General features: G+C 73.3%; 19 protein-coding genes. 11 read left to right on the forward strand and 8 right to left on the reverse strand.

Translation table 11 applies throughout. The features are described 5' to 3' along the window. Window positions 1-35: 35 nt before the first annotated feature. Window positions 36-1598 (reverse strand): hypothetical protein, encoded by a 1563-nt coding sequence (locus tag ACFYZ8_RS39540; protein ID WP_359035795.1) that lies wholly within the window; start codon window positions 1596-1598, stop codon window positions 36-38. Window positions 1599-1638: 40 nt separating this feature from the next. After that, window positions 1639-1833: a hypothetical protein gene (locus ACFYZ8_RS39545; RefSeq protein WP_007380617.1), complete on the reverse strand. Its 195-nt coding sequence runs from the start codon at window positions 1831-1833 to the stop codon at window positions 1639-1641. Window positions 1834-2050: 217 nt separating this feature from the next. On the opposite strand from ACFYZ8_RS39545, the gene ACFYZ8_RS39550 reads away from it, so the two are divergent. From ACFYZ8_RS39550 to ACFYZ8_RS39570, 5 genes are all read left to right on the forward strand, one after another. Next, on the forward strand, window positions 2051-2443 hold the full coding sequence (locus ACFYZ8_RS39550) for an ankyrin repeat domain-containing protein (RefSeq protein ID WP_359035793.1): 393 nt from the start codon (window positions 2051-2053) through the stop codon (window positions 2441-2443). Window positions 2444-2743: 300 nt separating this feature from the next. Further along, window positions 2744-4162 (forward strand): HEAT repeat domain-containing protein, encoded by a 1419-nt coding sequence (locus ACFYZ8_RS39555; RefSeq protein WP_388540291.1) that lies wholly within the window; start codon window positions 2744-2746, stop codon window positions 4160-4162. A 197-nt stretch (window positions 4163-4359) separates the two neighbouring features. Beyond that, the gene (locus tag ACFYZ8_RS39560; protein WP_388540289.1) at window positions 4360-5493 is read left to right on the forward strand and encodes a glycosyltransferase family 4 protein; all 1134 of its coding nucleotides are present in this window, start codon (window positions 4360-4362) and stop codon (window positions 5491-5493) included. Continuing rightward, window positions 5490-6653: a glycosyltransferase gene (locus ACFYZ8_RS39565; RefSeq protein WP_388540286.1), complete on the forward strand. Its 1164-nt coding sequence runs from the start codon at window positions 5490-5492 to the stop codon at window positions 6651-6653. The genes ACFYZ8_RS39560 and ACFYZ8_RS39565 overlap by 4 nt, the downstream gene beginning before the upstream one ends. 43 nt (window positions 6654-6696) lie before the next feature. Beyond that, the gene (locus ACFYZ8_RS39570) at window positions 6697-7548 is read left to right on the forward strand and encodes an SGNH/GDSL hydrolase family protein (protein ID WP_388540283.1); all 852 of its coding nucleotides are present in this window, start codon (window positions 6697-6699) and stop codon (window positions 7546-7548) included. 66 nt (window positions 7549-7614) lie between these two features. On the opposite strand, the gene ACFYZ8_RS39575 is transcribed toward ACFYZ8_RS39570, so the two are convergent. From ACFYZ8_RS39575 to ACFYZ8_RS39595, 5 genes are all read right to left on the reverse strand, one after another. Continuing rightward, a complete protein-coding gene (locus ACFYZ8_RS39575) occupies window positions 7615-8484 on the reverse strand; it encodes a biotin-dependent carboxyltransferase family protein (protein ID WP_359035783.1) in 870 nt (289 codons plus the stop codon). Further along, window positions 8481-9092 (reverse strand): 5-oxoprolinase subunit PxpB, encoded by a 612-nt coding sequence (pxpB, locus tag ACFYZ8_RS39580; RefSeq protein WP_388540281.1) that lies wholly within the window; start codon window positions 9090-9092, stop codon window positions 8481-8483. The genes ACFYZ8_RS39575 and pxpB overlap by 4 nt, the downstream gene beginning before the upstream one ends. Beyond that, window positions 9089-9847: a LamB/YcsF family protein gene (locus ACFYZ8_RS39585; RefSeq protein ID WP_388540278.1), complete on the reverse strand. Its 759-nt coding sequence runs from the start codon at window positions 9845-9847 to the stop codon at window positions 9089-9091. Before ACFYZ8_RS39585 ends, pxpB begins: the two co-directional genes overlap by 4 nt. Window positions 9848-9916: 69 nt before the next feature. After that, complete coding sequence (locus tag ACFYZ8_RS39590) at window positions 9917-10738, reverse strand: putative hydro-lyase (protein WP_359035777.1); 822 nt, start codon at window positions 10736-10738, stop codon at window positions 9917-9919. Then, window positions 10735-12030 carry an MFS transporter gene (locus ACFYZ8_RS39595; RefSeq protein WP_359035775.1) on the reverse strand — a complete coding sequence of 432 codons (1296 nt, stop codon included), beginning with the start codon at window positions 12028-12030 and terminating at the stop codon, window positions 10735-10737. The genes ACFYZ8_RS39590 and ACFYZ8_RS39595 overlap by 4 nt, the downstream gene beginning before the upstream one ends. A gap of 130 nt (window positions 12031-12160) precedes the next feature. Here ACFYZ8_RS39595 and ACFYZ8_RS39600 point away from each other — a divergent pair, with 130 nt between their 5' ends. The 4 genes from ACFYZ8_RS39600 (at window position 12161) to ACFYZ8_RS39615 (ending at window position 20297) form a co-directional block, all read left to right on the forward strand. Then, window positions 12161-12880: a GntR family transcriptional regulator gene (locus ACFYZ8_RS39600; protein WP_388540275.1), complete on the forward strand. Its 720-nt coding sequence runs from the start codon at window positions 12161-12163 to the stop codon at window positions 12878-12880. 137 nt (window positions 12881-13017) lie between these two features. After that, window positions 13018-14547 (forward strand): hypothetical protein, encoded by a 1530-nt coding sequence (locus ACFYZ8_RS39605; protein WP_359035771.1) that lies wholly within the window; start codon window positions 13018-13020, stop codon window positions 14545-14547. Between the two features lie 121 nt (window positions 14548-14668). Continuing rightward, a complete protein-coding gene (locus ACFYZ8_RS39610) occupies window positions 14669-15547 on the forward strand; it encodes a hypothetical protein (RefSeq protein WP_359035769.1) in 879 nt (292 codons plus the stop codon). Window positions 15548-15584: 37 nt separating this feature from the next. Next, window positions 15585-20297: a hypothetical protein gene (locus tag ACFYZ8_RS39615; protein WP_388540272.1), complete on the forward strand. Its 4713-nt coding sequence runs from the start codon at window positions 15585-15587 to the stop codon at window positions 20295-20297. 39 nt (window positions 20298-20336) lie between these two features. Here ACFYZ8_RS39615 and ACFYZ8_RS39620 read toward each other — a convergent pair whose 3' ends face one another. Next, on the reverse strand, window positions 20337-20876 hold the full coding sequence (locus ACFYZ8_RS39620; protein ID WP_388540269.1) for a hypothetical protein: 540 nt from the start codon (window positions 20874-20876) through the stop codon (window positions 20337-20339). Window positions 20877-21306: 430 nt separating this feature from the next. Here ACFYZ8_RS39620 and ACFYZ8_RS39625 point away from each other — a divergent pair, with 430 nt between their 5' ends. After that, a complete protein-coding gene (locus ACFYZ8_RS39625; protein WP_388540266.1) occupies window positions 21307-24336 on the forward strand; it encodes a nitrate- and nitrite sensing domain-containing protein in 3030 nt (1009 codons plus the stop codon). After that, window positions 24333-24755 (forward strand): roadblock/LC7 domain-containing protein, encoded by a 423-nt coding sequence (locus tag ACFYZ8_RS39630; protein ID WP_123759431.1) that lies wholly within the window; start codon window positions 24333-24335, stop codon window positions 24753-24755. Before ACFYZ8_RS39625 ends, ACFYZ8_RS39630 begins: the two co-directional genes overlap by 4 nt.

Consider the following 24755-nt stretch of genomic DNA (forward strand, 5'->3'; position numbering starts at 1 on the left):
CCACCGGCCGGTAGCCGCCCGACCGCCCTGTGGTATCACGGCGCTTCCGCGACCACCGCTCCCGAGGGGACCGCTTCCGCGTCGGCCGGAGTCGTCCGCTCCGGCAGCAGCGCCAGCACCGCCTGCCGGTCCGTCTCGCTGGTCGCGTCGTCGTACGGATCCGGAGTCGCCGGTACCTGGAGGCGGTGCACCGGCCCCGCCCCCAGGCGGGCGTACCCGCGGCCCGGCGGGACCTGGGCCACCGGGGTCGTGTGCGGAGGCGCCCCCAGGGCCGCCTCCAACTGGTCCGGCGTCGCGGGTCCCAGCACGACACGCGCGCGCGTGTGCTGTCGTACCGGGTCGCTCAGCGCCTCCGCGCTGTCGAGCTGATCGGCCACCACCACCGTGACATTGGCCGCACGCCCGTGCCGCAGGGGGACCTGGAGCAGGGACTGCGGATCCTTGCGGCCGTCCGCTGCGGCCAGGTGGGTGAAGGCGGTGGGGCGGTCCAGGAGGATCCACAGCGGGCGCTTGGTGTCCTCGGGCGGCGGGTGGCCGGCCTGCCGGGCCCGGTTGGTCGCGATCAGACGGCGCTCCGTCTCGGTCGCGGCCCACTCCAGGCTCGCCAGCGCCCCCGTCAGCCCGCACTCGACCGCGAGGACTCCGTCCCGGCCGGTCAGGCACGCGTACTCGCCGGTGCCGCCGCCGTCGAGGATGACGACATCGCCGTACTGGAGGGCCTGGAGCGCGATGGAACGCAGCAGGGTGGAGGTGCCGCTGCCCGGCTGGCCCAGGACCAGCAGGTGCGGCTCGGTGGAGCGGATGCCGGTGCGCCAGACGACCGGCGGGACATCGCGCTGCCCGTCGCCGTAGCCGAGCGGGAGGGTGCGCTGGACCTGGGTGGGGTCGGTGAAGCCGAGGACCGTCTCGCCCGGGGCGGTGACGAAACGCTGGGCCGCGATGTCGGTGGGCAGCGGGGCGAGGACGGTGACGGTGAGTTCGTTGCCCTCCTCGTCCCAGCTGAAGTGGTACTCCCGGCCACGGCCCGACTTGGCGTGCAGCAACTGCTCGATGCGGGCCCGGGACTCGGCCTCGCCGTCGGTGAAGTACGCCGGGTAGCGGATCAGCAGGTGGGTGATGCGGCCGGTGCCGTCGAAGTCGTACGCGGGGAAGGCTTTCTCCCACTCGCCGCCGTGCGTGTACAGCGGGGCCGGGTCCTCGGCCGCCGAGAAGTACGGGACGAGCGCTTCGTACAGCGACTGCAGGCGCTGTGTCTGCGACTCGTCGGGTCCTTCCGGCTCCGGCGGCTTGCGGTCCCGGCCCTGCCAGGCCGCCGCCGCCATCAGGCTGATGACGGCGAGCAGCGGACCGTACGGCACGAGCGCCACGACCAGGATCACCGAGGCCACCAGGAAAAGCAGCGGGCCGCGCTTGTCCTTGGGGGTCTCGGCCCATCTGCGCCGCCCGGCCGAGGCCAGCCGGCGCAGACCGCGGGTGAGCGTGATCAGCGGGTGGAGGACGTCGGTGGCGCTGTCGGCCGCCGTCCGGGCCAGCTCCCGGCTCCGGGCGATCTGCGCGCTGCCTGTGCTCAGGATGCGGGGGAGGGGGCGGCGGGCCACTGCTGTCTCCTGGAGGTGCGTACGGACGGGACGGGCGGCGTCAGAACTTGATGCCGCCGAGGAGGCTCGCCAGGCTCTCGCCGCCGGCCTTGATGCTCGGTGCGATGGCCGTGCTGGCCAGGTAGAAGCCGAACAGCGCCGAGATCAGGGCGTGCGAGGCCTTGAGCCCGTCCTTGCGGAAGAAGATGAAGACGACGATGCCGAGCAGTACGACGCCCGAGATGGAGAGGATCATTTGGGTGCTCCTGGTTCGTGGGGACAGTCACCATGAGTACTTCCAGGATCACAGCATGTATCCATACGACAAAAGGTGCAAATGGATGAATTTCCCGGGATTTCACCGGGTTGGCAGAGCCGTAGTGGTCCTTACCTCCGGCACTTCGGGTCATGTACGGCGCGAGCCAGTACCCTTGCGATTCACCTGAACGGTTGTATGAGAGGCGGACCGGCCGATGACTGAAGCCCCCGACCCGGAGGTCGTGGAGCTGGCGACCAAGATCTTCGATCTGGCCCGGCAGGGGCAGACCGAGGCGCTCGTGGCGTACGTCGACGCGGGTGTTCCGGCAGGCCTCACCAACGACCGCGGGGACTCGCTCGTGATGCTCGCCGCCTACCACGGTCACGCGGACGCGGTGCGCGCGCTCGTCGCCCGCGGGGCGGCGGCCGGCGGGGTCAACGACCGGGGGCAGACGCCCCTCGCCGGGGCTGTCTTCAAGGGCTCCCCGGACGTCATCGAGGCCCTGCTCGAAGGCGGCGCCGATCCGGCCGAGGGGACCCCCTCGGCCGTCGACACGGCCCGCATGTTCGGCCGGACAGAACTGCTCGAACTGTTCACCGCCCACTGACACACATGTTCTGACCAGCGAAAACACAGACAACGGGGGAGGCGGTACAGGGCCGCCGAAATTTCGGTCGCGGCAGATGGAAGTGCCGAGTCATCATGACGTCGTGATTCACGGACGTGAGGGCTGGGCAGGTGATGCCGCACCGCGCGGACCGTGACGCGGTCCGCATGGGCCACCGACGAGAGGCAGAGGAAGATGGCTTGCAGCAAGCAGGAAACGGCGGGCGCCCCGACGTGTTGTCACGCGGCCAGGTAATGCACGTCCCCGGTTGCGTCGACGCTTGATGTGAGGCTGTTTCCCATGTTCGATCCGGTCATAGCGCCCAGCGGTACGCTGCTCGGCCTGCTTCAGCGGGGCCGCGGCGACGGCACACTGCACGCGCTCACCGCCCCGCGCGCCGAGGCGCTCGCGGCCCTGAACCACTGCGTGCTGCGCGATCCCCGCCACGACTGGCAGGTGGAGAACCGCTCCCTGTACTACGCCCGTCTCTTCCTCGACCTGGGTGGCGAGCTGGACGAGATCGAGGCGCACCTGTTCGAGGTCGACGACGTCTTCGACACCGAGGAGTCCCGCACGGGCCTCGCTCTCGCCGTCCTCGGCCACCTCGCCTCCTACGGCAGGCGCGACGCGCTCGAACTGCTGCGCAGGTACGCCGCCTCGGGCTCCAACTGGGCCTGGGCGCTGGACGAACTCGCGCTGCGGGACGACGACGCCGGTCTGCGTGCCCTCGCCGTGCCCGTGCTCGCCCGCTTCGGGACCGATCCCGAGGGCGAGGCCGAGCTCGCCGCCGCCGTACGTGACGCCTTCGAACCGAGGCCATGGCGGCTGTGGGCCGACGATCCCCGCGAATCCGTCTCCACGCGGGTGCGTGCCGCTCACGAGGCCGGCTGTTTCGACCGCTGGCAACGCCAGATGCGACCCGCCGGACCCCGTCCGGGCTGGAGCGTGCAGGCCGTCTTCGAGTGGGCCCAGCAGGGCCTCGAGCGCGGGGCCGCGCTGCATGTGCCCGCCGCGCGCTGTCTGGCGGCCGTCGCGGGCCCCGAGGACCACTCGGACATCCTCGCGGCCGCCAAGGACGGCACCGAGGGGGCCCGGGCGACCGCCCTGCGCTATCTCGCCGACAGCAATGATCCCGACGCCTTCGATCTGATCGAGCTGGCCGTCGCCACGGGCACCCCGGCCGTCGTGGAGGCCGCCCTCGACTCGTTCGAACGCATGCGCAGTATCGCCGCCGTCGAGCGTGCGCGCGGCTGGGCCCGGCGGCCCGATCCGCTGGGCGCCGCCGCCGGGCGCATGCTCGCCTGCCTGGGCGGAGCCCAGGACCGGGACCTAGTGCTCGCGGCCCTCCGCGAGGCCGTACGGGGCGAAGGCCCCGACGCGCCGACCCTGTGGACCCTCGTCGACGGCACCGGACGGCTCGGCATCGCCTGCGCCGCACCCGTGCTGCGCCACATCTACCGGGAGACCGCCTCCTCCCACCTCCGCGGCCGCGCCGCCCGCGCGCTCGCCGCCACCGACCCCTCCTTCGCGACCGGCTTCGCCGTCGAATGCCTGTGGGACTGCGAGGAGACCACCCGCGAGATCGCCGCCCGGCACGCCGAGACCGGCGACGCCCGGGTCGTGGAGCGACTGCGCCGGCTCGCCGCCGATCCGGCCGAGGAGGCCGAGGTCCAGACCGCCGTCCGCAGCCGTATCGGACCGGACACCGCAGCCATGTGAGACAGGTGAAACCACCCTCGGGTGTGAACGTCCGGGCCCCGTCACACCCGCCCGGTGAACTCGGGATGACCCGCGGGTCAGGCCGGCATGGACACGGCCTGACCTGCTCGGGTGCGCAGCGCAACGCTCACGGGACGTTCATCGTTCGCAAAGATCCACGTTGACGCGGCCACGTCCAGCGCGGCGAGAACACCCGTATGCGTGTCGTCATAGTGACCGAATCCTTTCCCCCCGATGTGAACGGCGTGGCCCACTGCGCGCTCCAGACCGCCCGGCACCTCGTAGATCGCGGTCACCTTCCGCTCGTCGTCGCGCCGGCCACCGCGTCCGGCCCCGGGTCCGGTGTGGACGCCCTCGCGCCGTGCCCCGTCGTCCGTGTCCCCTCCCTCCCCCTCCCGGGCTACCCCCAGGTCCGCGTCGCCCTCCCCAGCAGGCGCGTGGCCGCGGCGATCGCCGAGCACCGTGCCGACGTCGTCCACCTGGCCAGCCCCTTCGTCCTCGGCGTCCGCGGCATGGCCGCCGCCGCCCGGCTCGGCATCCCCGCCGTGGCCGTCTACCAGACCGACCTCGCCGGATACGCCCGCACCTACGTGCACGCGGGTGAGGCCGCCGCCTGGCGCCGGATCCGCTCCGTCCACGCCGCCGCCGACCTCACCCTCGCCCCGTCCAGCGCCTCCCTGCGCGACCTGGAGGCGCACGGCGTCCCCCGGGTCAAGCTGTGGCCGCGGGGTGTGGACACCGTCCGCTTCCGCCCCGACCTGCGCGACGAGGCGCTGCGCCGGCAACTCGCCCCCAACGGCGAGATGATCGTCGGCTACGTCGGGCGGCTCGCACCCGAGAAGCACATCGAACTGCTGGCCGGCGCGTCACGCCTGGAGGGCGTCAAGGTCGTGGTGGTCGGCGACGGACCGAGCCTGCCGCACCTCGAGCAGGCGCTGCCGGGCGCGGTCTTCCTGGGCCGTCGCATGGGCGACGAACTGGCCCGGATCTTCGCCTCCTTCGACGTCTTCGCGCACACCGGCCCCTTCGAGACCTTCTGCCAGACCGTGCAGGAGGCCATGGCCAGCGGGGTGCCGGTCGTGGCGCCCGCCGCCGGAGGCCCGCTGGACCTGGTCGCCCACGGGCGCACCGGGCTCCTCGTGCCGCCGCGCGACCCGGCCGCCGTACGGGACGCCGTGTGGTCCCTGACCGCCGACCCCGAGATGCGCGCCTCGTTCGGCCTGGCCGCGCGGGCCATGGTCGAGGGGCGCACCTGGGCGGCCGTCGGCGACCAGCTGATCGGCCACTACGCCGCCGTGCTCAGCGGCCGGAAGACGGCGGTGGCGGCATGAGCGCGCGGTCACTGCGGATCGTCCGCCTCGCCAACTTCGTCGCCCCCGCCTCGGGCGGCCTGCGCACCGCCCTGCGCGAGCTCGGCAAGGGCTACCAGGCGGCCGGTCACGAGTCCGTGCTCATCGTGCCCGGCGACCGCGCGAGCGACCGCCGCACCGAGCAGGGCCGGATCATCACCCTGCCCGGCCCGCTGCTGCCCGGCACCGGCGGCTACCGCGTCCTCGCCGACAAGCGGCGCGTGGCCCGGCTCCTGGAGGAGCTCGCTCCCGACCGTCTGGAGGTCTCCGACCGTACGACCCTCAGGTGGACCGGCAAATGGGCCCGGCGCGCCCGCGTCCCCGCCGTGATGGTCTCCCACGAGACCGCCGACGGCGTGCTGCGCACCTGGGGCCTGTCCGAGGGCGCGGCCCGGCGCGCGGCCGACGCCCTGAACGTCCGTACGGCCCACACGTACGCACGCGTGGTGTGCACCACGGAGTTCGCCGAGCGCGAGTTCGTGCGGATCGGCGCGCGCAATGTCGTACGGGCCCCGCTGGGCGTCGACCTGGTCGAGCGGCACCCGGCGCTGCGCGACGCGGGAGTTCGGGCCCGGTACGCGCGCGAGGACGAGACGCTGCTCGTGACGTGCACCCGGCTGTCCGTCGAGAAGCGGCCCAGCACGGCCCTGGACGCTCTGGAGTCCCTGGTGCGCCGAGGCCGCAGGGCCGTGCTCGTGGTGGCCGGAGACGGCCCGCTGCGGCCGCGCCTCGAACTTCGGGCGCGGGAGCGCGGGCTGCCGGTCACCTTCCTCGGGCATGTCTCCGACCGCGGGCTGCTCGGCGCGCTCCAGGCCTCCGCCGACGTGTGCCTGGCCCCTGGGCCGGCCGAGACCTTCGGGCTCGCCGCGCTGGAGGCCATGGCGTGCGGCACGCCGGTGGTGGTGAGCGCCTCCTCCGCGCTGCCGGAGGTCATCGGATCCGCCGGGGCCGTCGCCGCCGACCGCGGTGAGGCCTTCGCGGACGCCGTGGAGATGCTGCTGGAACGCTCCGGGATCGAGCGGCGCGCGATCGCACGCGCGCGTGCGGAGTGCTTCGGGTGGGACACGGCGGTCCGGGCGTTCCTCGCGGCGCACGACGCGGAGGTCTTGGTACGGCCTTCCGTGCCCGGAGGCGTGGCATGAGCGGGCGCTGGCGTTGGCGCGGGGGCGTGAGCGGGGGCGTGTCATGAGAGGTCCGCGATTCGTCGCCCTCGGTGACTCGCTCACCGAGGGCGTGGGGGACCCCGTGGGCGACGGGTGGCGCGGCTGGGCCGCGCTGCTCGCCGCCGGGCTCTGCGAAGGGGACGTGGACTTCACCAACCTCGCGGTGAGCGGAGCGCAGACCCGGGACGTGCTGGAACGGCAGCTGCCCGCCGGGCTCGCGCTGCGGCCGGACGTCGTGTCCGTGGTCGTCGGCGTCAACGACACCCTGCGCTGCACCTTCGACATCCACGCCGTGGCCGCCCGGCTCGACACGGTCTACGCGGCCTTCCGCGCGCAGGGCGCTGTCCTGCTCACGGCGTGTCTGCCGGACCCGGGCACGATGCTCGGACTGCCCGGGGCGCTGGCACGGCCGCTGGCCCGGCGGCAGCGGGCGGTGAACGCCGTGGTGCACGCGCTGTCCGAGCGGTACGGCGCGGTGCATCTGCACGCCGCCGAGGGGAGTTGGACCACCGAGCGGGCGATGTGGAGCTCGGACCGGTTGCATCCCGGCGAGCGGGGGCACCGGCAGCTGGCGGTGCGGTTTCATGCCCTGCTGGCAGAGCAGGGGGTGGCGGCCGGATTCGCTCCCTCGGCCGAGCCGGAGTTTCCTGTGCCCACCAAGTCGGCGAGTCTGTGGTGGCTGGCCACGGCGGGGACGGGATGGGTGGTGCGGCGGTGCACCGATCTGCTGCCCCAGCTCGTGACGCTCGCCGTCGATGAGATGCGGCATCGGGCTCGGGGGACGAGTGGGCGGTTGGATCTGCGGGCCGCGCACGCGGTGTCCGCGGCGCTGGCCGCCTCGTCCATGGCGGAGCAACGGCCGGAGGCGGCGTGAGATGCGTTGTCGGGCGCGGGTTTGTGGGGGCTGGTCGCGCAGTTCCCCGCGCCCCTGTGGGGCGCGTTACCGCCTGCGTACCTCTGTGAAGCGCACTGGAGTTCCTGGTACCGCCTGAGCCGCGGCCGGGAGGTCGGTCTCGCGGACCACGCCGATCACCGGGTAACCGCCCGTGGTCGGGTGGTCTGCGAGGAAGACCACCGGTCTGCCGTCGGGCGGGACCTGTACCGCGCCCAGGACCATGCCCTCGCTGGGGAGTTCGCCGTTCGGCTTCCTCTCCAGCGAGGGTCCCTCCGTGCGCAGGCCGATGCGGTTGCTCGCCGAGGACACCCGGAAGGTGCGGGAGGTGAACGCCCGTACCGCTTCCGGGCTGAACCAGTCGTCTCGTGGGCCGAGTGTGACGCGCAGGACCAGCTCCGCGGGCGGTGCCGGCTGCGGGGCCGCGTCCACGCGCGTGTGGAGCGGTGACGGCGTGCCCAGGGGCAGCACCGCGCCGTCCGTGAGGGGGGCCGGGCCCAGGCCGGACAGGAGGTCCGTGGAACGGCTGCCCAGCACCGGCTCCACGAGGATGCCCCCGGAGACGGCCACATAACTGCGCAGTCCCGAGACCGCCGTCCCGACGGTGAGCAGCGCTCCGCCCGGCACATGTACCGGTGCGCCCCAGGCCGCCGGACGGCCGTCCACCGTGATCCGGCAGGGAGCGCCGGTGACGGCCACGGTGACCGCCGAACGGGGGCGCAGCGCGCAGCCGTTGAGCGTGGTCTCCAGGACGGCTGCCTCGGGGAGGTTGCCGACCAGACGGTTGGCGAGGGCGGCGGCGGGACCGTCCAGAGCGCCCGAGCGAGGGACGCCGAGGTGCGCGTGGCCCGGGCGGCCCCGGTCCTGGACCGTGGTCAGTGCTCCGGCCCGGACGACCGAGAGGGCGCGGTCCGTCATGGCGCCCCCACGAAGCGCACCCGCGTCCCGGGCGACAGCAGTGCCGCCGGCACGCGCGCGTGGTCCCACAGAACCGCGTCCGTGGTCCCGATGAGCTGCCAGCCGCCCGGCGACGAGCGCGGGTAGACGCCGGTGTACGGGCCCGCGAGCGCCACCGAACCCGCCGGGACGGCTGTGCGCGGGGTCGCCCGGCGGGGGACGTCGTACCGGGCGGGCAGGCCGGTGAGGTAGCCGAAGCCGGGCGCGAATCCGCAGAAGGCGACCGTGAACTCGGTCCCGGAGTGGATGCGGGCCACCTCCTCGGGGGAGACGCCCCAGTACGCGGCCACGTCGGCCAGGTCCGGGCCGTCGTAGCGGACCCGGAGTTCGACCGCCTCACGCGCGCGCGGGGGAGCGGGCGGTACCTCGGAGGCGGTGAGCTCGGCGGCCAGGCGGGCCGGGTCGGCGAGGCCGTCGAGGAGGACCGTGCGGGCCGCGGGGACGATCTCGCGGACCGACAGCGAACCCTCAGCGCGGCGGCGCACCAGCTCGGCGTGGAGCGCCTGGGCCTCCTCGCCCGAGGACACCTCGACGAGCAGGGCGGCGTCTCCGACCGGCAGTGTCCTCATACGAAGGCCTCCACCCGGATGCCCGAGGTCTCCAACCGCTCCCGGACCCGCCGGGCCAGTTCCACCGCGCCCGGGGTGTCCCCGTGCAGGCACAGGGAGCGGGCGTCGACCTCGATGCGGGCGCCGGAGCGGGCGGTGACCGCGTGGTCCCGGGCCAGGCTCAGGGACCGCTCCACGACCGCCTCGGGATCGGCGAGCACCGCGCCCTCCTGGCCACGCGGTACCAGCGTGCCCTCGTCGGTGTACGCCCGGTCCGCGAAGGCCTCCGTGACGACCCCGAGGCCCGCCTTCCCGGCCGCCTCCAGAAGACGCGAGCCGGGCAGGCCCAGCACCGGCAGGGTGGCGTCCGCGAGGAGCACACCGTCGACGACCGCCGCGGCCTGCTCCTGGTCGTGGACCACCCGGTTGTAGAGCGCGCCGTGCGGCTTGACGTACGACACGCGCGTGCCCGCCGCCCGGGCGAAGACCTCCAGGGCGCCGATCTGGTAGGCCACCTCGGCCGTCAGCTCGGCGGACGGCACGTCCATCGCGCGCCGCCCGAACCCCGCGAGATCCCGGTAGGAGACCTGGGCGCCGATCCGGACCCCGCGCGCGGCCGCGAGCTCGCACACCCGCCGCATGGTGACCGCGTCCCCGGCGTGGAACCCGCAGGCCACGTTGGCGCTGGTGACGACGGACAGCAGTTGCTCGTCGTCGGTCAGCCGCCAGCGGCCGAAGCCCTCGCCGAGATCGGCGTTCAGATCGATCGAGGTCATGGACGACTCATGTCTCCTTCCGGGGTTTCCGGTGGTCGATGTGATGTTTTCCAGAGGTCCGAGCGGGTCTCACGCCACTCTGTACTGCTCGTCGCGGGCGTCCGTCAGGAACATCTGCCCCGGCGCGTGCGTGATGGCGAACGGTGGGCGTGAGGCCATCACCGCGGCCTGCGGGGTCACTCCGCAGGCCCAGAACACCGGGATGTCGTCGGGCTCGGCGGCCACGGCGTCTCCGAAGTCGGGGCGGCCCAGGTCCTCGATGCCGAGCGCCGAGGGATCGCCGCAGTGCACGGGGCTGCCGTGCACCGCCGGGAGCAGACTGCTCTCCCTCAGGGCGGCCGCCAGGTGCTGCGGCGGCACCGGACGCATGGAGACCACCATGGGTCCGTGCAGCCGCCCCGCGGGACGGCACTGTCGACTGGTCACATACATGGGAACGTTCCGGCCCTGCTGAATGTGCCGGATCGGGACGCCCGCCTCGGAAAGTGCCCACTCGAAGGTGAAACTGCACCCGATCAGGAACGAGACGAGGTCACCGCGCCAGTGCGCGCGCACGTCCGTCGGCTCGTCCACCAGCTTGCCGTCCTCCCACACCCGGTAGCGCGGGAGATCGGTGCGCAGATCGGCGCCCGCCGCGAGGACGGTGGTCCAGTCGCCGGCGTCCGTGACGTCGAGGACCGGGCACGGCTTGGGGTTGCGCTGGCAGAACAGCAGCATGTCGTACGCCCAGTCGGCGGGCACCGAGATCAGGTTGACCTGGGTGTGGCCGGCCGCGACCCCGGCGGTGGGGCCGGTCAGGCCCGCGCGGAAGCGGGTGCGCGCCTGGGCCGGGCTCCACGCGTGCGCGTGCTCGTCGACGAGGGTCAGGGGACGGTCTTCCGTTCGGTTCACGCGAGTTCCTTCCCACGGGTCTCCGGCAGTCCGAGCAGGGCGAGGGCGGCGATGCCGTAGCCGATGGCGCCGAAGACCAGCGCCCCGCCCACACCCCAGCTGTCGGCCAGGAAGCCGACGGTGGTCGGGAAGACGGCGCCGACCGCGCGGCCCGCGTTGTACGTGAAGCCCTGCCCGGAGCCGCGCACCGCCGTCGGGTACAGCTCGCTCAGATAGGACCCGAAGCCGCTGAAGATCGCCGACATGCAGAACCCGAGCGGGAACCCGAGGACCAGCAGCCAGGTGTCGGCTCCGCTCGGGATGTTGCCGTACGCCACGATGCACACGGCCGACAGCAGGGCGAAGAGCCAGATGTTGCGCCGCCGGCCCAGCCGGTCGGTGAGATAGCCGCCGGTCAGATAGCCGAGGAAGGCGCCGGAGATCAGGAAGGTCAGATAGCCGCCGGTGCCGACGACCGACAGTCCGCGGTCGCTCTTGAGGTACGTCGGCACCCAGGTGGCGAGCGTGTAGTAGCCGCCCTGGACGCCGGTGGACAGCAGCCCCGCGAAGATCGTCGTACGCAGCAGGTCGGGTTTGAAGATCGCCGCGAAGGAGCCCTTGCCCGCGCTCTTCTCGCGCACCGCGATCGCCTCGGGGGCGTCCTGGACCCGGCGTCGCATCCAGACGACCAGCAGCGCGGGCAGCGCACCGGTCCAGAACATCACGCGCCAGGCCGTGCCGTCGTCGAAGACCGAGAAGACCAGCGTGTACATGATCGCCGCCAGGGCCCAGCCCACGGCCCAGGAACTCTGGATCGCGCCCAGCGTGCGCCCCCGGTGCCGGGCGCTCGCGTACTCGGCGACCAGGATCGCGCCGACCGCCCACTCTCCGCCGAAACCGAGGCCCTGAAGGGCGCGGAAGACCAGCAGCGACTCGAAGTTCGGGGCGAAGCCGCAGGCCACGGTGAAGATCGCGTAGGTGACCACCGTGATCATCAGCGCCCTGACCCGGCCGACCCGGTCGGCCAGTACCCCCGCCAGGGCCCCGCCGATGCCGGAGGCCAGCAGGGTGACGGTGGTGAAGAGGCCGGTCTGGCCGCTGTCCAGGCCGAAGTACGCGGCCAGCGCAACCATGCTCAGCGGGAGCGTGAAGTAGTCGTAGGAGTCGAGGGCGTAGCCGCCGAACGCACCGGCGAAGGCACGCCGGCCGCGCGAACCGAGGGCGCGGTACCAGCCCAGCGGCCCGTCTTCGGCGGGGTTCTCGGTCGCTTCGGGGTGGTCGCTCAGGATGTGTGGGGGCGGGGTCGTGCTCATGAGCACCTCGCAGGGGGAGGACGGAGGTCGCGGAGCTGAACCGTGCGGTGCTCAGTAACGTAGAGGATCGTTCAACGATCCTTCAATACCCGTGTTGTTTCGTTCTCGTGTCTGCGGTTGAATTCCGGGCATGGCAGAGCAGCTGAGCGGACTGGCCGACGACCGAGCCCTCCTGGGGCGCACCAGCACGGCCGAGCGGGTCTCGGACATCCTCAGGAGCCGCATCGCCGAGGGCTATTTCCCGCCAGGGACACGGCTGTCGGAGGACAGCATCGGCGGGGCGCTGGGAGTCTCCCGCAACACCCTGCGCGAGGCGTTCCGGCTGCTCACGCATGAGCGCCTGCTCGTCCACGAGCTGAACCGCGGTGTGTTCGTCCGGGTCCTCGCGGTCGAGGACGTCGAGGACATCTACCGCACCCGCGCACTCGTGGAGTGCGCGGTCGTCCGCGGCCTCGGCGAACCGCCGTACGCCCTGGACGCGCTCGCCGAGGCGGTCGTGGAGGGGCAGCGGGCGGTACGCGAAGGTGACTGGAAAGCGCTGGGCACGGCCAACATCCACTTCCACCGCGAACTCGTCGCCCTCGCGGGCAGCGACCGCACCGACGAACTGATGCGCAGCGTCTTCGCCGAACTCCGGCTCGCCTTCCACGTGGTGGACGACCCCAAGGCCCTCCACGAGCCGTACCTGGCCCGCAACCAGCAGATCCTCGGCGCGCTCCAGGCGGGCGACCGGGAAGAGGCAGAGCGACTGCTCGCCGTGTACCTCTCGGACTCTTTGGGGCGAGTGGTCGAGGTGTACAGACGAAGGGTGGGCGAGGACACCTGGCCAGGGGCGCGGGGCGGTTTCTGATATGCGGCTCCGCCGCGTGGGCGCGACCAGCCCCCACCAGCCCGCGGACGAATCTCAACCGTGGCCCCCCGCCCAACCGCCGGAGGCGATCCGCGCCGTTTGGGGAGTTGTCAGACCTAGCACCTAGTCTGTGCACCGTGACTTCGCCTGCGACGACGGACAGCGTTCCGCCCCAGTTCAGCGCGGGGCCGCGCCCCGCTCCGGGCCCGGCCGCCGACGAGGGACTGGCGCGGCGGCTGCGCGCGCTCGCCTGCACCGCGCCGCTGCACGACCTGGACGCGCGCAAGGCCAATCTCGCGGGCGAGTACTCGGTGTACGGCATGGCGGAGGTGGCCCTGGCCGCCATCGACCTGGTCACCCTGAACATGGACTTCGACACCGGCGCCGACCACGACCAGATCGTGGCCCGCCTCATCCCGCGCATCGCCGCCCAGGCCCCGCAGCGGCCCGTCGCCGAGCACGAGCGCGTGGCCCGCTGGGTCCTGGAGAACCTGATCAACGTCGGCAGCGTCGACCGCGGATTCCGCGCGGTCTACGGGACTTTCGCGCCGGACGGGACCTATGTCCGGCGTGACTACGACTTCAAGCTCATCGAGGAGGTCCCGGGACCCGGCGGCTCGGTGTACCTGCGGACCACCGACGAGGCGGTCAACGTCCTCGTGGGCGCCCTCGACACCGACGTCACCAGCGCCCAGATCGCCGCCGAGGTCAAGCTGGAGGTGCTGATCAGCCGCGGCCGCCTCGCCGACGCCCAACTCGCCGCCGAGCAGGCCCGCTACCGGACCGTGCAGTACTCCGAGACCCTGCGCAGGGCCCTGGACGCCACCCGGCGCAACGTCAGGGCGGTCGACTGGCTCAACTCCGTGCCCGACATGATCGCCGAGGCCCTGGACCACGTCGCCGACCGGTACCGCCACGAGAACGCGATCCTGACCAACATCCGCAAGGCGCGGGACGAGTCCGAGGACCCCGAGCAGAAGCGCCGGGCCGCCGAGCTCGTCGACATCGTCAAGGACTGCATCCGGCGCCACACCCAGCTCCAGTCCCGGCTCCTTGAAGCGGGCCCGCTGTTCCGCGCCGAACAGGACCGGCAGGCCTTCGCCACCCCCATGACGACCTCGGGGATAGATCTGTACGGCCACCTCGTCGCGCCCGTGCTGCCCCTGCCGCTGGAGCAGGCCACCCGGGTCACCGACGCGTTCTTCGCGCGCGGGACCGGCCTGCGCACCCCGGTCTCGGTCCGGGTCGGCGACCTCGTCGACATACTGCTGTCGCCGCCGGTGGAGCGGGAGCACCTGGGCGCGGAGATGCCGGAGCCCGACCTCATCGCCACGCCGGACGACAGCCGGTTCAGCGAGGAGCAGCTGGCCCAGGCGAAGGAGCTGCTGGACCTGCCGGCGGACGCGCCGCGACGGCTCTCGGGACTGCTCGCGGAGGCCCGCGGGGCCGGCGGCTTCGATCTGGCCTACCTGGTGGCCCTGCTGGCGATCCACGCGGCCAGCCCAGCCGTCGGCACCGCCTACCGGCAGGGCGAGGAGAAGCTCCTCTTCGCCGTGGACGACGGGACGGAACTGGACGATCCGGACTTCGGTGGCGCCGACCTCATCGTCGGTACCGCCCTGCTGGACGCCGTGGGCATGGCGGCGGATCGGACGGAGGCGGCATGAGCGAGGCCGGATCGGACGGAAGCGGCGTGAGTGAGGTCAGGCCGGACGGAAGCGGCATGAGCGAGGTCAGGCCGGACGGAAGCAGTATGAGCGAGCAAGAGCGTGACAAGGAGCCCCAGCCGTGAGTGAGCAGGTCGAGTGGAGCGACACGGAGGTCCCGGCCCCGTCGGCGCCCGCCGCCGTCACCCCCGCCGACGCCGCCGACGCCGCTCGGCTCGTCGCCTTCGGGCTGCAGCCCAAACTGCAGCCCGCGCGGGACCAGGAGTACGCCGAACTGCTGCGGCGCTACCGGGAGGACCCGCCCTTCGCGCGGCTCGCCGACGCCGTGGCCGCCGGACTCGGTCTGGTCGTGCTCGAGGTGTCCCCGCGCGCGGGGATGGCCGTGACCGCCGCCGAGGACTCGGTGTTCGCCGTCCGGATGGGGGACTACGCGCGTCGTACGTCCGCCGACGGCGGCGACCGGTTCCTGCACGGCCTCGCCCACCTCGCCGTGGCCGCCATGGCGTTCCCGCGGCCCGAGGACCTCGCCGACGACGGATACATCGGGCGCGTCTCGGTCAACGGCGTCGACGCCTTCGTACGACAGGCCTGCCGACGCCTTGAGGAGCGGGCCGAGGAGGTCGGGGAGAACACCGACCCGGCCACCGACGCGCCGGGCCTGGAGGCGGCCTGGCGGATCTGGGCCAGACGCAGCGCGGCCGGCGCGACCAAGGACGCGCGCCGGCTCGCCGGATCCACGACCGGCATCGTGGGCAAGGCCGCCGCCTTCCTCACCGACTCCGGATTCCTCCAGCGCACCGGGGACGACAACGGCGGCACCTACCGGACCACGGCTCGTTACCAGCTCCAGGTGCGGGACATGGCCGGAAGCGCCGCCATGGCCGAACTCCTCGAGCTGGGGGTCGTCCCGGTCACCGACGGCACGCCGACGCTGCTGCCGCCCGAGGACGGCGACGACCTGGAGCTGGCGGCCGACGCCGGACTGCCGTTCCACTCCTGAACTTCCCTGATCTGCCGAAGACTTACGAGAGTCCGCCATGTACGAGCTGTCCCGGATCCGCCTCTACTCCATCGGCCCGGCCGGTGCGCGCTACGCCGACACCGTGCTCGACCTGCGCGGCGTCGGCGCGGAAGTGCCCGACCCCGCGCCCACCCAGGCGGAGTTCTTCGAGGAGGAGCCCGTCGGCCCGCCGCGCCGACCCGCGCCCGCCGGGGTGCTCTTCCTGGAGAACGGCGGCGGCAAGTCGGTCCTGCTCAAGCTGATCTTCTCGGTGATGCTGCCGGGCCACCGGAACACCCTCGGCGGCGCCAGCTCCGGTGTGCTGCGCAAGTTCCTGCTGGCGGACGACTGCGGGCACGTGGCCCTGGAGTGGCAGCACACCCTGACCGGCGAGTGCGTCGTTGTCGGCAAGGTCAGCGAGTGGAGGGGCCGTCAGGTCTCCAACGACCCGCGGAAGTTCGCCGAGGCCTGGTACTCCTTCCGGCCAGGACCGGGGCTCAGCCTCGACAACCTGCCCGTCGCCGAGTCCACCGCCGTCCGGCCGCCCGCCGAGGGCCAGTCGGCCGCGCAGGGCCGCCGGCGCACCATGAAGGGCTTCCGGGACGCCCTCACCGAGGCGGGCAAGGCGTACCCGCATCTGGAGGTGCACTGGGAGGAGATCCACGACCGGTGGATCGAGCACCTGGGTGACCTCGGCCTGGACCCCGAACTCTTCCGCTACCAGCGGGAGATGAACGCCGACGAGGGCGAGGCCGCCGGCCTCTTCGCGGTGAAGAAGGACTCCGACTTCACGGACCTGCTGCTGCGGGCCGTGACCGACACCCGCGACACCGACGGCCTCGCCGACCTCGTCAGCGGGTTCGGCAACAAGCTGGGGCGCCGCGCCGAACTCATCGCCGAACGGGACTTCACCGCGGGGTCGGTGGACCTGCTGGGCCGGATCGTCGAGGCCGCCGAGGCCCGCTCACGCGCGCGTGACATCCACACGGGCGCCGAACGCCGTACCAGGACGCTGGCCCGTCGGCTGTCCGCGCGGGGCGTCAAGGAGCGGGTACGTGCGGCGGACCTGGCCCAGCGGGTCACCGCCGCCGCGTACGCCGTCACCCACGCCGAGGCGGGCCGGGAGCGCAGTGCGCTGATCGCCGCCGAACTCGCCTACCGGCACGCCTCCCTGGCCCTCGCCGCCGCCGAGAAGTCGGCCGCCGCCCAGAAGCGCGAGCTCGCCGAGGCGCGCACCCTGCACTCCGCCTGGCAGGCCGCCGAGGCCGTACTGCGCCACCGCGCCGCCGCCGACCGGGTCGCGCGCGTGGCCGCCGCCATCCAGGAGGCCGAGCGGGACGCGGCCCCCGCGCTCGCCGCCCGCGCCAGGGCCGCCGTCGATCTCGTCCGGGCCCTGCACGCGGCCGCCGAGCGCGCCGAGACGCTCGCCAACGAGGAGGAGGAGCGGTCCGCCGCACTCCAGGAAGTCGGCGAGTCGGCCTACCGGGACTCCACGTCGGCCGCCACCGAGGCGCAGCGCGCCCGCAGCGAGATCGGCCATCTGCGCCAGCGGCTGAGCGAGGTCGAGCAGGAGACCGCCGAGGCCGTGCGCGCGGGCTGGCTCGACGACAGCGCGCCCGACGCCGACCCCGCCCGCGCGGCCCTCGCCGCGAGCGACGCCGAGAAGACGGCCGTCGCCGCCTGGGACGCCGCCCGCGAGTCCTCGAACCGGGCCGCCGAGCACGCGCGCGAAGCGGCCTCCGCCGAGTCCCGCGCCGAGCTCACGGCGGCCCGCGCGGAGGACGCGGCCACGGCGGCCGCCCGGTCCTACGAGGCCGAGCGGCGCCTCGCCGAGGGGCTGGCGGGGGAGGAACGGCTCGCGGAGCTGCTGAGCCTGACCGGGACCTCCGGGATCTCCGGGACTTCAGGGACATCCGGGAGCGTGCCGGGACCGCGCACCGGGGCCGAGAACACCAGGGCGAACGGCGCGGCCGGGCGCGAGGGTGCCGGGAGCGGCACCGACCCGCACGCGGGCTCCACGGGCGCTTCCGACGGCGGACTCACCCCCGAGGACCTCGACCGGTTCGCCGACGAACTGCGTGAGCTGCTCGACGACTCCGTCTCCTCCGCCGAACGCCAGCTCTTCGACCTGCGTACGGCCGCCGCCGACGACTCCCGGATCCTCGGAGCGCTCGGTGACGGCGGCCTCCTGCCGCCGGGCCCCGACGTGCTGGCCACGGTCGAGTTCCTCGGCGAGAACGGCATCCCCGCCCTGCCCGGCTGGCGCTATCTCGCCCAGGCAGTCGACCCCGCGGACCACGCGCGCGTGCTGGCCGCGAGGCCGGAACTGGTCGACGGCGTGATCATCACCGACCCCGACACGCACGCGCGTGCCCGTGAGGCGCTGAACGACGCGGCCCTGCTTCCACGGTCCGCCGTCGCCGTGGGCACGGCGGCCGCCCTCCTCGCACCCACCCCGGCTCCCGACGCGGACAACGGGGACGTCTTCCTCGTACCGCCGAACCCGGCCATGCACGACGAACACGCCGCCGACGAGGAGCGTCAGGCGCTGCGCGCGCGGGCCGGCGAGCGGGACGAGGAGATCCGGTCGCTCGCGGCCCGCCTCGGCAAGGACCGTGAACTGGCCGCGCGGCTCGCCTCCTGGCGCACCGGCTGCCCGGCCGGCCGGCTCGTCGAGCTGGGGCAGGCCGCGCGGGACACGCGCGTGTTCGCCGAGGAGGCGGAGGCCGAGCTGGCCGAGGCGCGCATGGTGCGGGCCGAGGCCGACGAAGCCGCCGCCGAGGCCGCGCAGACGCGCGACGAGCGCCAGGAGGCCGCTCAGAAGGCCCGGCGCGCCGCCGACGCCCTCGCCGGTCTCGCCTACCGGCTGCGCGAGCGGGCCGGCTGGCAGGCCAAACTGCGCGAACTGGCCGACGAGGCCACCGAGTCGGAGGCCCGCGCCCAGGCCTGTCTGGAGCGCGCCAGGGCCGCCGACGAGGACCGGCGCGGTGCCCAGCGGGCCGCCGACGACGCCCGCCGCACCGCGCGTGCGCTGCGTGCCGAGCGTGCCGAGATCGCCGGCGCCCCCGATGACGTACAGGACAGTGACTCCGACCCCTCCAAGTCGTCTCTGCCCGCGCTGCGCGAGGCCTACCGGGCCGCCTCCCAGCTGTACGAGAAGGTCGGTGTCGGAGCCGACCTGCGGGCCGAGCAGGCCCGGGCGGAGAGCGACGAGAGCGCGGCCCTGGCCGAACTGGACCGGCTGAGCAACAAGGTCCGCACCCGCGCGGAGCAGTTGCTCCAGTCGCCCGACGGGTCCGACGGCCCCTCCCGGCAGGCCGCCGCCGCCCGGGCGGAGGAGCTGGTGCAGCTTCTGGAGACCCGTATGTCGACCGCGAGCGAGCAGCTCGGCCGGTTGCGCGGCGAGGCCGAGCGGCACGCACCCGAGGACGGCGAGGCGCACACCGAGCTGTCGCCGGAGCTGGAGCCGCGCGACGCCGAGCACGCACAGGCGCTGTTGCGTACGGCCACCGCCGAACTCGCCTCCCGCACCGAGGCGTTGGCCCAGGCCAGAGACGCGCACGCGGAACTGCTGGACTCCCACCGGGCCGCCGAGGACGCGGCGGGCGGCTTCGACGAGATCGCCGCGATGCTTCGTGACCTGCTGCGCGAGCATGCCATGGAGGACGAGCAGGAGGAGCCGGAGCCGTACCCGGGCAGCCCCGAGGAGGCCCGTCAGGCCGCCGCGGAAGCCCGTCGTTCGCTGCGCGGCTGCGCCGCCGACCTCTCCGCCGCCGAGGCCGCCGTGCGCGAGGCCAGTGACGTGCTCGTCCGGCACGCCAACTCCACACGCTACGAGCAGGTCCGCACCCCCGCGCGGCAGCAGATCCGGGAACTGCCCGCGTCCTCGCTGCCCGAGCACGCGCAGAAGTGGGCGGACGCCTTCGCGCCCCGGCTCCGGGTGCTGACCGACGAGCTGGCGCAGCTGGAGCGGAACCGGGACTCGATCGTGGACCGGTTGCGCGGGCTCGTGGAGTCCGCCCTCGCCACGCTCAGGTCCGCCCAGCGGCTGTCCCGGCTCCCCGAGGGCCTCGGCGAGTGGTCCGGGCAGGAGTTCCTGCGGATCCGCTTCGAGGAGCCCGACCAGGCGACGCTGACCGAGCGGCTCGGCGAGGTCATCGACGAGGCGACCCGGGCCGCGGTGAAGAAGAACTCCGACCTGCGGCGTGACGGAATGTCCCTGCTGCTGCGGGGAGTTGCGGCAGCGCTCCAGCCCAAGGGGGTGGCCGTGGAGATCCTCAAGCCGGACGCCGTGCTGCGCGCCGAGCGGGTGCCCGTGGGACAGATGGGTGACGTGTTCTCCGGCGGTCAGCTGCTCACGGCGGCCATCGCGCTGTACTGCACGATGGCGGCCCTGCGGTCCAACGACCGGGGCCGGGACAAGCACCGGCACGCCGGCACCCTGTTCCTGGACAACCCGATCGGCCGCGCCAACGCCACGTATCTGCTGGAGCTCCAGCGGGCCGTGTCGGACGCGCTCGGTGTCCAACTCCTGTACACCACAGGCCTGTTCGACACGACGGCACTCGCGGAGTTCCCGCTGGTCATCCGGCTGCGCAACGACGCGGACCTGAGGGCCGGTCTGAAGTACATCAGCGTGGAGGAACACCTCCGTCCGGGACTGCCGCAGCAGCCCCGGACGGGCGAGGCGGTGCGCAGCGAGATCACGGCGACCCGGATGTTCAAGCGTCCGGCCCCTCAGGCTCCCTGAGGAGAGCGGGGCCGTGCGTGCTGCGCGGCCCCGCCCGGCTCAGGAGTGCGACAACCGCCCCGTGCTGCCGCCCTGTCGCCGTATCCGCTCCTGCGTCCGCTCGGTGGCCCGCGCCTGCCGCCGGGCCTTGCGCCGCTCACGCCGCAGCGCACGCGCCGTACTGCTCGGGGTCGACACCACGCCGTGGCGCTGGTTCCACACCTGGCGCGTCACCCAGACGTCCAGGGCGCCCCAGGTGGCCACCACGGTGCTGACGATGCTGCTCAGCACCATCGGGAACGCGAGCCAGGACCCGGCCATGGTGCACAGGAAGGCCACCATCGCCTGGAGCAGGGTCACGGCGATGATGAGCACCGCCCGCACCGCGGAGGTCCGCACCGGATCCGGGAGCCGACGCCTGCGCGCGGGTTCCTCGACCCACAATGGCCGGTACGGCTCCTCCTGGACCGCGCCACGCCTCCTCGGCACGTCCGGCCCCGCCGGTATGCCGTGACCCCGCGCTTCGGGGCGCCGCGGCACCATCGGATCCGCGGTCCCCACGCCGACTGCCGGCGCCTCCTGCCGTTCCGCCGTGCCCATCACCGTGTCACTCCCCACCGCCGGCAGACCCCTCGTCCCGGTGTCTGTGGACCGGGCTTCAAGGTGACTGCCCGGCTTGCGCTGGTTTACGCCGCCCAGTTGCAGATGCGGCTCCTGTGGCCGAATCCACCGCCATTTCCCGAAGAGAAGGACGAACAAGACCCCTTCAAGATTCCCCCACGACGTCAAAGAAACGAAAAAATCCAGCCAACCGGCCGCTCAAGCCGATCGGTTCCGGTCCGACCCGGACCGCCTGATCACAGGAGGCAATCTCCCGCAATGGGCGGACAACCGCCCATGTCGCGACAGCGGAGCGGAAGTTCAGGTTCCGGACGCAACTTCGAGTTACGTGTGCGTCGGTAGTAGGCTCGCGCCGTTTGTTGACGTACATGTGTACCCCCGGCCGGCGGGGGTCGAGCTGGGGGAGGCCATGCGCTTTCGCGGGAAGTCCATCCGCCGGAAGATCGTGGCGCTGCTTCTCGTGCCGCTGGTGTCCCTGATCGCGGTGTGGGGCTTCGCCACGGTACTGACGGGTCGTGAGGTCGCCCAGCTCTTCCAGGTGTCGACCGTGACGGAGAAGCTCGGTTATCCCATCGAGGACACCGTGCGGGTGCTCCAGCAGGAACGCCGCCAGACCCTGGTCTACCTGGCCGATCCACGTGCGTCGGACGCCCTGTCCGCACTGCGCGGCACGAGGAACGCCTCGGACGACGCCATCGCCAAGTTCCGCCGCAACGCCCGCGATCCCGATGTGCGCGACGGTCTGGACCAGGACGACGACGAGCGTCTCACCGCCGTCCTGGACGCGTTCGACGGCATCGAGGCGCTCCGCCGCGGAGTCGAGGACGGCACCGTCTCCCGGCTCCAGGCCCTCGACCAGTACAACCGCCTGGTCGACCCCGCCTACGCCCTCCTCGCCACCCTCGACGGCATCGACAACGTCGAACTGGACAAGCAGGCGCGGGCCTTGGTCAACATCACCCGGGCCCGCGAACTGCTCTCCCGCGAGGACGCCCTCCTCGGTTCCGCCCTCGTGGTGGGCAAGCTCACCCGCGACGAGATCCGCGACGTCTCCGAACTCGCCGCCCAGCGGACGCTGATGTACGACATCAGCCTGGCGGTGCTGCCGACCTCGGAGCGCGAACGCTACGAGCGTTTCTGGAAGAACGCCGGTACCGCTCCGCTGCGCTCCGCCGAGCGGTCCGTCGCCACCGCCGAGCCCGGCACGGACGGCGGCGTCAGCGCCAAGAGCTGGGACGCCGCCGCGGGCAATGTGCTCGACGAACTCGCCAAGCTCGACGACCAGGCGGGCGACCGCCTCCAGGACCGCGTCCGGCCGGACGCGATGGGCGTCATCCTCAAGGCTGCCGTGGTGGGCGTCCTCGGCCTGATCGCCCTGCTCTTCTCGCTGGTCCTGTCCGTGCGCGTCGGCCGCGGCCTCATCCGCGACCTGAGGCAGCTGCGCCTGGAGGCCCACGAGGCGTCCGGCGTACGGCTGCCCAGCGTGATGCGCCGCCTGTCCGTGGGCGAACAGGTCGACGTCGAGACCGAGGTCCCGCGCCTGGAGTACGACAAGAACGAGATGGGCGAGGTCGGCCAGGCCCTCAACACGCTCCAGCGCGCCGCCGTCGAAGCCGCGGTCAAGCAGGCCGAGTTGCGCGCCGGGGTCTCCGAGGTCTTCGTCAACCTCGCCCGCCGCAGCCAGGTCCTGCTGCACAAGCAGCTCACCCTGCTCGACACCATGGAGCGCCGCGCCGAGGACACCGACGAGCTCGCCGACCTGTTCCGGCTCGACCACCTGACGACCCGTATGCGCCGGCACGCCGAGGGCCTGGTGATCCTCTCCGGCGCGGCCCCTTCCCGGCAGTGGCGCAAACCCGTCCAGCTCATGGACGTCGTCCGGGCCGCCGTCGCCGAGGTCGAGGACTACGAGCGCATCGAGGTCCGCAGGCTGCCCCGGGTGGCCGTGACCGGCCCGGCCGTCGCGGACCTCACGCATCTCGTGGCCGAACTCCTGGAGAACGCCACGGTGTTCTCCCCGCCGCACACCGCTGTCCAGGTCGTGGGCGAGCGCGTCGCCAACGGGTTCACCCTGGAGATCCACGACCGGGGGCTCGGCATGGCCGCCGACGCGCTCCTCGACGCCAACCTCCGGCTCGCCGAGACACCGGAGTTCGAGCTGTCCGACACCGACCGGCTGGGCCTTTTCGTGGTCAGCCGGCTCGCCCAGCGGCAGAACGTCCGGGTCTCGCTGCAGCCCTCGCCGTACGGCGGCACCACGGCGGTCGTCTTCATCCCCGACGCCCTGCTGACCGACGACGTCCCCGACACCAACGGCATCGGCTTCCGTCTCGACCGCCCCCGGCCGTCGAAGGAGGCCGAACTGGAGCAGGCCCAGCGCGTCCCGCTCACCCGGGGGCCGGCTCAGCTCGGCATGGGGCCCGCGATCCTGGACGGCCCGGTCGAACTGGAGGCACCCGTCGACCTGGACGCCCTCAACGACCTTCCGGGCGTGCTCGACTCCGAGGACAGCGAGCGCGGCGGACTGTTCCGACCGCGCCGCTCCCTGGCCCACGTCGACGACGAGGCCCCCGCGACCGACGGGGCGGCCGTCGGCGACGGCGGCCCGGACGCCCCGGTGTCACTGTCCCGCCGCCGGACCCCCAAGCTGGTCAGCTCCCACGGACGCCCGGTCACGGATGAGCCGACGGAACACGAGACGACGGACCGGTCTCCGGCGATCGGCCCGGGCGCGTCCCGGTCGCAGACCGCCCCCTCGGCCGGGCAGACGCATCCCGAACCTCCGACGCTGCCGAGCCGCCGCCGTGCCGCGGCCCTGCGCAGGAGCACCGACGTGGCCGACCGTGGCGACGAGTCGACCGGGACACCGGCCTCCCCGGCAGCCCCGAGCCGTGAGCTCGGTGGGGCACCCGGAGCTCCCGCCCTGCCCCGGCGCACCCGGCGCGCCGAGATCGCGTCGAGCGGCCCGGCCGCGGACGACTCCGCCACCGGTGCCGTCCGCGGGCCCACCTCGGGTACGCCCGCTCGCGGCGCCCTGGGTCCGGCGGCGGAGGCCCCCGGCAGGGACGGCTCGGCCGACTCCGCCCCGGGTGGCGTCGTACGGCCCGGCTGGGGCGAGTCCGCCCGCGGTGCCTCCGGGGCGTCCGGCTCGGACCGGCCGCCCCTCGGCGCCGCCCGCGGACCCCACGACGCCGGCTCCGGCACCGCTCCGCTGCCCCGCCGCGTACGCCAGGCCAACCTGGCCCCGCAGCTCAAGCAGACCCCGGAACGGCGACCCCAGAAGCAGGCGGAGCCCGCCGAGCGGGACGCCGACGAGGTACGCAGCCGGATGGCCTCGCTCCAACGCGGTTGGCAGCGCGGCCGCGAGGAGAACGCCGTGGGCGACGACACGTCCGGCGGCACAGCACCACAACGAACGACTAAGGGGGACGGTCGATGACCGCACCGAAGGCGACCGACAAGTCCGGCGAGCTCAACTGGCTCCTCGACGACCTGGTGGAGCGCGTCGCGAGCATCCGCAAGGCCCTGGTGCTCTCCAGCGACGGCCTCCCGACCGGCGTGTCCCAGGATCTGACCCGCGAGGACAGCGAGCACCTCGCCGCCGTGGCGTCCGGGTTCCACAGCCTGGCCAAGGGCGTGGGCCGGCACTTCGAGGCGGGCAACGTCCGGCAGACGGTCGTGGAGCTGGACGACGCCTTCCTTTTCGTGACCGCCGCGGGCGACGGCAGCTGCCTCGCCGTCCTGTCCGACGCCGACTCGGACGTGGGCCTCGTCGCATACGAGATGACGCTCCTGGTCAAGCGGGTCGGTGTGCATCTGGGTGCCGCCCCGCGCACCGATCTGCCTCAGGGCGGGTAG

The organism is Streptomyces sp. NPDC001668 (genome assembly GCF_042893155.1).
Classification (GTDB): Bacteria; Actinomycetota; Actinomycetes; order Streptomycetales; family Streptomycetaceae; genus Streptomyces.

Bases quoted from the DNA above. Each gene is read 5' to 3' on its own strand.
- ACFYZ8_RS39545 (WP_007380617.1), bottom strand. From the start codon at position 1,833: ATGATCCTCTCCATCTCGGGCGTCGTACTGCTCGGCATCGTCGTCTTC.
- ACFYZ8_RS39550 (WP_359035793.1), top strand. From the start codon at position 2,051: ATGACTGAAGCCCCCGACCCGGAGGTCGTGGAGCTGGCGACCAAGATC.
- ACFYZ8_RS39555 (WP_388540291.1), top strand. From the start codon at position 2,744: ATGTTCGATCCGGTCATAGCGCCCAGCGGTACGCTGCTCGGCCTGCTT.
- ACFYZ8_RS39560 (WP_388540289.1), top strand. From the start codon at position 4,360: ATGCGTGTCGTCATAGTGACCGAATCCTTTCCCCCCGATGTGAACGGC.
- ACFYZ8_RS39565 (WP_388540286.1), top strand. From the start codon at position 5,490: ATGAGCGCGCGGTCACTGCGGATCGTCCGCCTCGCCAACTTCGTCGCC.
- ACFYZ8_RS39570 (WP_388540283.1), top strand. From the start codon at position 6,697: ATGAGAGGTCCGCGATTCGTCGCCCTCGGTGACTCGCTCACCGAGGGC.
- ACFYZ8_RS39575 (WP_359035783.1), bottom strand. From the start codon at position 8,484: ATGACGGACCGCGCCCTCTCGGTCGTCCGGGCCGGAGCACTGACCACG.
- pxpB (WP_388540281.1), bottom strand. From the start codon at position 9,092: ATGAGGACACTGCCGGTCGGAGACGCCGCCCTGCTCGTCGAGGTGTCC.
- ACFYZ8_RS39585 (WP_388540278.1), bottom strand. From the start codon at position 9,847: ATGACCTCGATCGATCTGAACGCCGATCTCGGCGAGGGCTTCGGCCGC.
- ACFYZ8_RS39595 (WP_359035775.1), bottom strand. From the start codon at position 12,030: ATGAGCACGACCCCGCCCCCACACATCCTGAGCGACCACCCCGAAGCG.
- ACFYZ8_RS39600 (WP_388540275.1), top strand. From the start codon at position 12,161: ATGGCAGAGCAGCTGAGCGGACTGGCCGACGACCGAGCCCTCCTGGGG.
- ACFYZ8_RS39615 (WP_388540272.1), top strand. From the start codon at position 15,585: ATGTACGAGCTGTCCCGGATCCGCCTCTACTCCATCGGCCCGGCCGGT.
- ACFYZ8_RS39620 (WP_388540269.1), bottom strand. From the start codon at position 20,876: ATGGGCACGGCGGAACGGCAGGAGGCGCCGGCAGTCGGCGTGGGGACC.
- ACFYZ8_RS39625 (WP_388540266.1), top strand. From the start codon at position 21,307: ATGCGCTTTCGCGGGAAGTCCATCCGCCGGAAGATCGTGGCGCTGCTT.
- ACFYZ8_RS39630 (WP_123759431.1), top strand. From the start codon at position 24,333: ATGACCGCACCGAAGGCGACCGACAAGTCCGGCGAGCTCAACTGGCTC.